The sequence below is a fragment of the Brevirhabdus sp. genome (assembly GCF_052826345.1).
Window position 1 is genome coordinate 65475 of sequence record NZ_JBRBUA010000021.1, and the last position, 6203, is coordinate 71677.

Below are 6203 nucleotides of genomic sequence, written 5' to 3' on the forward strand. Positions count from 1 at the left end.
CGCGATGAACCGGCATACCGATATCTCCATTACCAGCGAGGCCCGCATGGCCAGCGCCATCCGCGTTTTGACCATGGATGCGGTGCAGGCGGCGAATTCCGGCCACCCCGGCGCGCCGATGGGCATGGCCGATGTGGCGGCGGTGCTGTTCAACCGCTTTGTCCGGATCGATCCGGCCAATGACACCTGGCCCGACCGCGACCGTTTCGTGATGTCGGCGGGGCACGGGTCGATGCTCGTCTATGCGATCAACCACCTGCTGGGCTACGACGACATGGGCATGGACCAGCTGCGGAATTTCCGTCAGCACGGCGCGCGCACCGCGGGCCATCCCGAATACGGCCACGCCAGGGGGATCGAGACCACCACAGGCCCGCTGGGCCAGGGCATCACCAATGCGGTCGGCATGGCGCTGGCCGAGCGGATGCACAACGCGCGCTTCGGCGACGAGCTGGTCGACCATCGCACCTATGCGATCGCGGGCGACGGCTGCCTGATGGAAGGCATCAGCCATGAGGCGATCGACCTGGCGGGGCATCTGCGGCTGGGGCGGCTGACGCTGTTCTGGGACGACAACCGCATCACCATCGACGGGGCCACCGATCTGTCGACCTCGATGGATCAGGCGCAGCGGTTCGCGGCGGCGGGCTGGCATGTGCAGGCCATCGACGGGCACGACCGCGACGCCATCGCCGCCGCCATCCGGGCCGCGCAGGCCGATCCGCGCCCCTCGATGATCGCGTGCCGCACGCTGATCGGCAAGGGCGCGCCCAACAAGCAGGGCACCGCCGCCACCCACGGCGCGCCGCTGGGCGATGCCGAAATCGCCGCCGCCCGCGCGCAGATGGGCTGGGACGCCGCCCCGTTCGAGATCCCCCGGGATGTCTATGACGCCTGGCACGCCGTCGCGGACCGCGGCGCCGCCGAAGCGACCGCCTGGCGCGCCCGGCTGGACGCGGCCCCTGCGGCTGCGGATTTCCGCGCCTCGCTTGCCTTTGCCGACCCCGCAAAGCTGGGCGCGGCGATGACCGAATATCGCCGCAGCCTGTCGCAGGACGCGCCCAGTGTCGCCACGCGCAAGGCGTCGGAAATGGCGCTGGGGGTGGTCAATGCCACCCTGCCCAACACCATCGGCGGCTCGGCCGATCTGACCGGGTCGAACAACACCCGCACCGGCGACATGCGCGCGGTCAGCCGCGACGATTACAGCGGCGACTACATCCATTACGGCATCCGCGAACATGGCATGGCTGCGGTGATGAACGGCATCGCGCTGCATGGCGGCTTCGTGCCCTATGGCGGCACCTTTCTGGTGTTCTCGGACTATTGCCGCCCGGCGATCCGCCTGTCGGCGCTGATGGGTCTGCCCGTCACCTATGTGATGACCCACGACAGCATCGGGCTGGGCGAGGACGGCCCCACCCATCAGCCGGTGGAAACCAAGGCCGCGCTGCGCGCCATTCCCAATCTGAACGTGTTTCGCCCCTGCGACGCGGTCGAAACCGCCGAGGCCTGGGAAATTGCCGCCACCGCGCGGCGCACGCCCTCGCTGCTGTGCCTGTCGCGCCAGAACCTGCCGGTGCTGCGCACCACGCATCGCGACGAAAACCAAAGCGCGCGCGGGGCCTATGTTCTGCAAGAGCCCGAAGGGGCGCGCGACGTCACGCTGATCGCCACCGGATCCGAGGTCGCCCTGGCGGCAGAGGCCGCCGCCCTGCTCAAGGCGTCGGGCATCCGGGCGGCCGTCGTCTCGGCGCCGTGCTTTGAACTTTTCGCAAGCCAGGGCGCCGCCTATCGCGCCGAGGTGCTGGGCACCGCCCCCCGCGTGGGCGTCGAGGCCGCGATCCGCCAGGGCTGGGATGCCTTCCTCGGCCCGCTCGACGGCTTTGTCGGCATGACGGGTTTCGGCGCCTCGGCCCCCATCGACGACCTCTACCGGCATTTCGGCATCACCGCGGAGGCGGTCGCCGAGACCGCCCGCGACCTTGTGAAGTAAGGAACAGAATTTCATGACCGTGAAAGTAGCCATCAACGGATTTGGCCGTATCGGGCGCAACGTGCTGCGCGCCATCATCGAGGCGGGCCGCACCGACATCGAGGTGATCGCGATCAACGATCTGGGCCCGGTGGAAACCAACGCCCATCTGCTGCGCTACGACAGCGTGCACGGGCGCTTTCCGGGCGAGGTCCGCACCACGGGCGACACCATCGACGCAGGCTGCGGACCGATGCGCGTCACCGCCATCCGCAACCCCGCCGATCTGCCCTGGGGCGATGTCGATGTGGTTCTGGAATGCACCGGGATCTTTACCTGCAAGGACGCCTGTCAGGCGCATCTGGGCACCGGCGCCGCGCGGGTGCTGATATCCGCGCCGGGCAAGGACGCCGACAAGACCATCGTCTGCGGCGTGAACGAGCGCAGCCTGACCGCCGACGATCACGTCGTCTCGAACGCCTCCTGCACGACGAACTGCCTGTCGCCGGTGGCCAAGGTGCTGGACGATGCCATCGGCATCAAGCGCGGCTTCATGACCACGATCCACAGCTACACCGGCGACCAGCCGACGCTGGACACGATGCACGGCGATCTTTACCGCGCGCGGGCCGCCGGGCTGTCGATGATCCCCACCTCGACCGGCGCGGCCAAGGCCGTGGGCCTGGTGCTGCCCCAGCTTGCAGGCAGGCTGGACGGCGTGGCGATCCGGGTGCCGACGCCCAATGTCTCGGTCGTGGATTTCACCTTCGAGGCCAGCCGCGACACCTCTGTCGCGGAAATCAACGCCGCCATCCGCAAGGCCGCCGAGGGTCCGATGAAGGGCATTCTGGGCTATACCGAAGAGGCGCTGGTCAGCAGCGATTTCAACCACGACCCGCATTCGTCGATCTTTCACGCCGATCAGACCAAGGTGATGGACGGCACGCTGTGCCGCATCCTGACCTGGTACGACAACGAATGGGGGTTCTCCAACCGCATGGCCGATACCGCCGTCGCGATGGGGAGGCTGATCCGATGACCGGCACCGATCTCACGGACATCGCCGCGATCACCGATATCGACGTGCGGGGCAAGCGGCTGGTGGTGCGCGCCGATCTGAACGTGCCGGTCCGCGACGGGCGCATTGGCGATGCCACCCGGATCGCGCGGTTCGCCCGCGGCATGCGCCCGCTGCTGGCGCAGGGCGCGCGGCTGGTGATCCTGACCCATATGGGCCGCCCCGAGGGCGAGATGAACCCGACCCTGTCGGTCGACAAGCTGCGCCCTGCCCTGTCCGAGGCGCTGGGCGCGCCGGTCCGGTTCTCGGACGTCTGCACCGGCCCCTCCGCCGCGATCCTGGCGGGCGGGCTGAAGGACGGCGAGGTGCTGCTGTGCGAGAACCTGCGCTTCAACGCGGGCGAGGAACGCAACGACCCGCGCCTGGCGCAGGAATTGGCGGCGCTGGGCGACATCTATGTGAACGACGCGTTTTCCTGCGCGCACCGGGCCCATGCCTCGACCGCCGCGATCGCGGAACGGCTGCCCGCCTATGCGGGCCCGCTGATGATCGAGGAAATGCAGGCCCTGTCGCGCGCGCTGGAAAACCCCGCCCGCCCTGCCGTGGCCATCGTGGGCGGGGCCAAGATCTCGACCAAGATCCCGGTGCTGCGCAATCTGGTGGGCAAGCTCGATGCGGTGATCGTGGGCGGCGGCATGGCCAACACCTTTCTCTATGCCCAAGGCTGCGCGATGGGCCGGTCGCTGCATGAGGCCGATCAGGTCGACACCGTGCGCGACGTCCGCGCGCTGGCCGAACAATCGGGTTGCCGCATCCTGCTGCCGCGCGATGTGGTCTGCGCCCGGGCCTTTGCCGAAGGCGCCGCGCATGTGGTCCGCCCGGCGGACGCCTGCCCCGACGACGCGATGATCCTGGATGCGGGCCCCGAGGCGGTGGCCGCCTTTACCCAGGAGCTGTCGAACGCCCGCACGATCCTGTGGAACGGCCCGCTCGGCGCGTTCGAGCTGCCGCCTTTCGATGCGGCGACGGTGGCCCTGGCGCGGGAAGCCGCCGCCCTGACGCGCGCGGGCCGCGCGGTCAGCGTGGCGGGCGGCGGCGATACGGTGGCGGCGCTGAACGCGGCCGGGGTCGCGGATGACTTTAGCTATGTGTCCACCGCCGGTGGCGCATTCCTGGAATGGCTGGAGGGCAGGACGCTCCCCGGTATCGCCGCGCTGCAACGCGCGGCCCAAGCGGCCTGAGGAGACGGATAATGGCGCTCATCACCCTGAGACAACTGCTCGATCACGCGGCCGAACATGGCTACGGCGTGCCCGCGTTCAACATCAACAACATGGAACAGGGGCTGGCGATCGTGCAGGCCGCCGCCGCGGTCGACGCGCCGGTGATCCTGCAGGCCAGCCGGGGCGCGCGGTCCTATGCCGGCGACATCATGCTGCGCCACATGGTGCAGGCGCTGGCGGAAATGTACCCCGCGGTGCCGATCTGCCTGCATCAGGATCACGGCAACAACGAGGCGACCTGTTATTCCGCGATCCGCCACGGGTTCACCAGCGTGATGATGGACGGCAGCCTGGAGGAGGACATGAAGACGCCCGCCTCTTATGACTACAACGTCGACATCACCCGGCGCGTGACCGTCGCGGCCCATGCCGTGGGCGCCAGCGTCGAGGGCGAGCTGGGCATCCTGGGCAGCCTGGAAACCGGCGAGGCCGCCGCCGAGGACGGATCGGGCGCCGAGGGCAAGCTGAGCCAGGATCAGCTGTTGACCGACCCCGATCAGGCGGTGGATTTCGTGATGCGCACGCGCTGCGACGCGCTGGCCATCGCCTGCGGCACCAGCCACGGCGCCTATAAGTTCACCCGCAAGCCCGACGGCGAGATCCTGGCGATGGGCACCATCGCCGCGATCCACGACAAGCTGCCGGACACGCATCTGGTGATGCACGGCTCAAGCTCGGTGCCGCAGCATTTGCAGGATCTCATCAACGCCTCCGGCGGCGAGATGCCCCAGACCTGGGGCGTGCCCGTCGAGGAGATCGAAAAGGGCATCGCGATGGGCGTGCGCAAGGTCAACATCGACACCGACTGCCGCATGGCGATGACCGGCCAGTTCCGCAGGCTGGCACAGGAAAAGCCCGACGAATTCGACCCCCGCAAGTTCCTGATCCCCGCGATGAAGGAACTGGAAACCCTGTGTCGCGACCGCTTCGAGCGGTTCGGCACGGCAGGCCATGCCGCCGCGATCAAGGTCGTCGGGATGGATGAGATGGCCGCCCGCTATGCGGCGGGCGCGCTCGATCCGAAAATCACCGCCAACAAGGCCGCTTAAGCCAAACCCAACAGGAGCACCGCCATGAACGAGATGAGCAACCCCAAGGAACTGAAAGGCAAGGAACGCTACAAGGCCGGCGTTCTGAAATACGCGCAGATGGGCTATTGGGACGGGGATTACCAGCCCAAGGATACCGACGTTCTGGCGCTCTTCCGCATCACCCCCCAGCAGGGCGTCGACCCGATCGAGGCCGCCGCCGCGGTGGCGGGCGAATCCTCGACCGCCACCTGGACCGTCGTCTGGACCGACCGGCTGACCGCCTGCGATCAGTACCGCGCCAAGGCCTACAAGGTCGAACAGGTGCCCAACAACCCGGGGCAGTATTTCTGCTATGTGGCCTACGACCTGATCCTGTTCGAAGAAGGCTCCATCGCGAACCTGACGGCCTCGATCATCGGCAATGTCTTCAGCTTCAAGCCGCTGCTGGCCGCCCGGCTGGAGGACATGCGTTTCCCCGTCGCCTATTGCAAGACCTTCGCGGGCCCGCCCACCGGCCTGGTGGCCGAGCGCGAGCGGCTGGACAAGTTCGGCAAGCCCCTGCTGGGCGCCACGACCAAGCCGAAGCTCGGCCTGTCGGGCAAGAACTATGGCCGCGTGGTCTATGAAGGCCTGAAGGGCGGGCTCGATTTCATGAAGGACGACGAGAACATCAACTCGCAGCCCTTCATGCACTGGCGCGACCGGTTCCTCTACTGCATGGAGGCGGTCAACAAGGCCTCCGCCGAAAGCGGCGAGGTCAAGGGCCACTACCTCAACATCACCGCCGGCACGATGGAGGAGATGTACGCCCGCGCCGAATTCGCCAAGCAGCTCGGTTCGGTCATCGTGATGGTCGACCTGATCATCGGCTACACCGCGATCCAGTCGATCAGCAA

5 protein-coding genes are annotated in these 6203 nt (G+C 67.9%); all 5 read left to right on the forward strand.

Annotated elements, in window-relative coordinates; translation table 11 throughout:
* Positions 1 to 4 precede the first annotated feature (4 nt).
* Positions 5 to 1996 carry a transketolase gene (gene tkt, locus ACU0BR_RS03790; protein ID WP_446155511.1) on the forward strand — a complete coding sequence of 664 codons (1992 nt, stop codon included), beginning with the start codon at positions 5 to 7 and terminating at the stop codon, positions 1994 to 1996.
* Positions 1997 to 2009: 13 nt separating this feature from the next.
* On the forward strand, positions 2010 to 3014 hold the full coding sequence (gene gap / locus ACU0BR_RS03795; protein ID WP_446155512.1) for a type I glyceraldehyde-3-phosphate dehydrogenase: 1005 nt from the start codon (positions 2010 to 2012) through the stop codon (positions 3012 to 3014).
* Positions 3011 to 4234, forward strand: coding sequence for a phosphoglycerate kinase (locus ACU0BR_RS03800; RefSeq protein ID WP_446155513.1), 1224 nt, complete (start codon positions 3011 to 3013; stop codon positions 4232 to 4234). The genes gap and ACU0BR_RS03800 overlap by 4 nt, the downstream gene beginning before the upstream one ends.
* An 11-nt stretch (positions 4235 to 4245) precedes the next feature.
* Positions 4246 to 5325, forward strand: a complete 1080-nt coding sequence (fba, locus tag ACU0BR_RS03805) for a class II fructose-bisphosphate aldolase (protein ID WP_446155514.1) — start codon at positions 4246 to 4248, stop codon at positions 5323 to 5325.
* Between the two features lie 33 nt (positions 5326 to 5358).
* Positions 5359 to 6203, forward strand: an 845-nt coding sequence (locus ACU0BR_RS03810) for a ribulose-bisphosphate carboxylase large subunit (RefSeq protein ID WP_446155519.1), incomplete at its 3' end; no start/stop codon positions are given.

What these genes read in the sequence shown, in the direction of transcription:
- tkt (WP_446155511.1), top strand. Translation starts at nt 5, where the DNA reads ATGAACCGGCATACCGATATCTCCATTACCAGCGAGGCCCGCATGGCC.
- gap (WP_446155512.1), top strand. Translation starts at nt 2,010, where the DNA reads ATGACCGTGAAAGTAGCCATCAACGGATTTGGCCGTATCGGGCGCAAC.
- ACU0BR_RS03800 (WP_446155513.1), top strand. Translation starts at nt 3,011, where the DNA reads ATGACCGGCACCGATCTCACGGACATCGCCGCGATCACCGATATCGAC.
- fba (WP_446155514.1), top strand. Translation starts at nt 4,246, where the DNA reads ATGGCGCTCATCACCCTGAGACAACTGCTCGATCACGCGGCCGAACAT.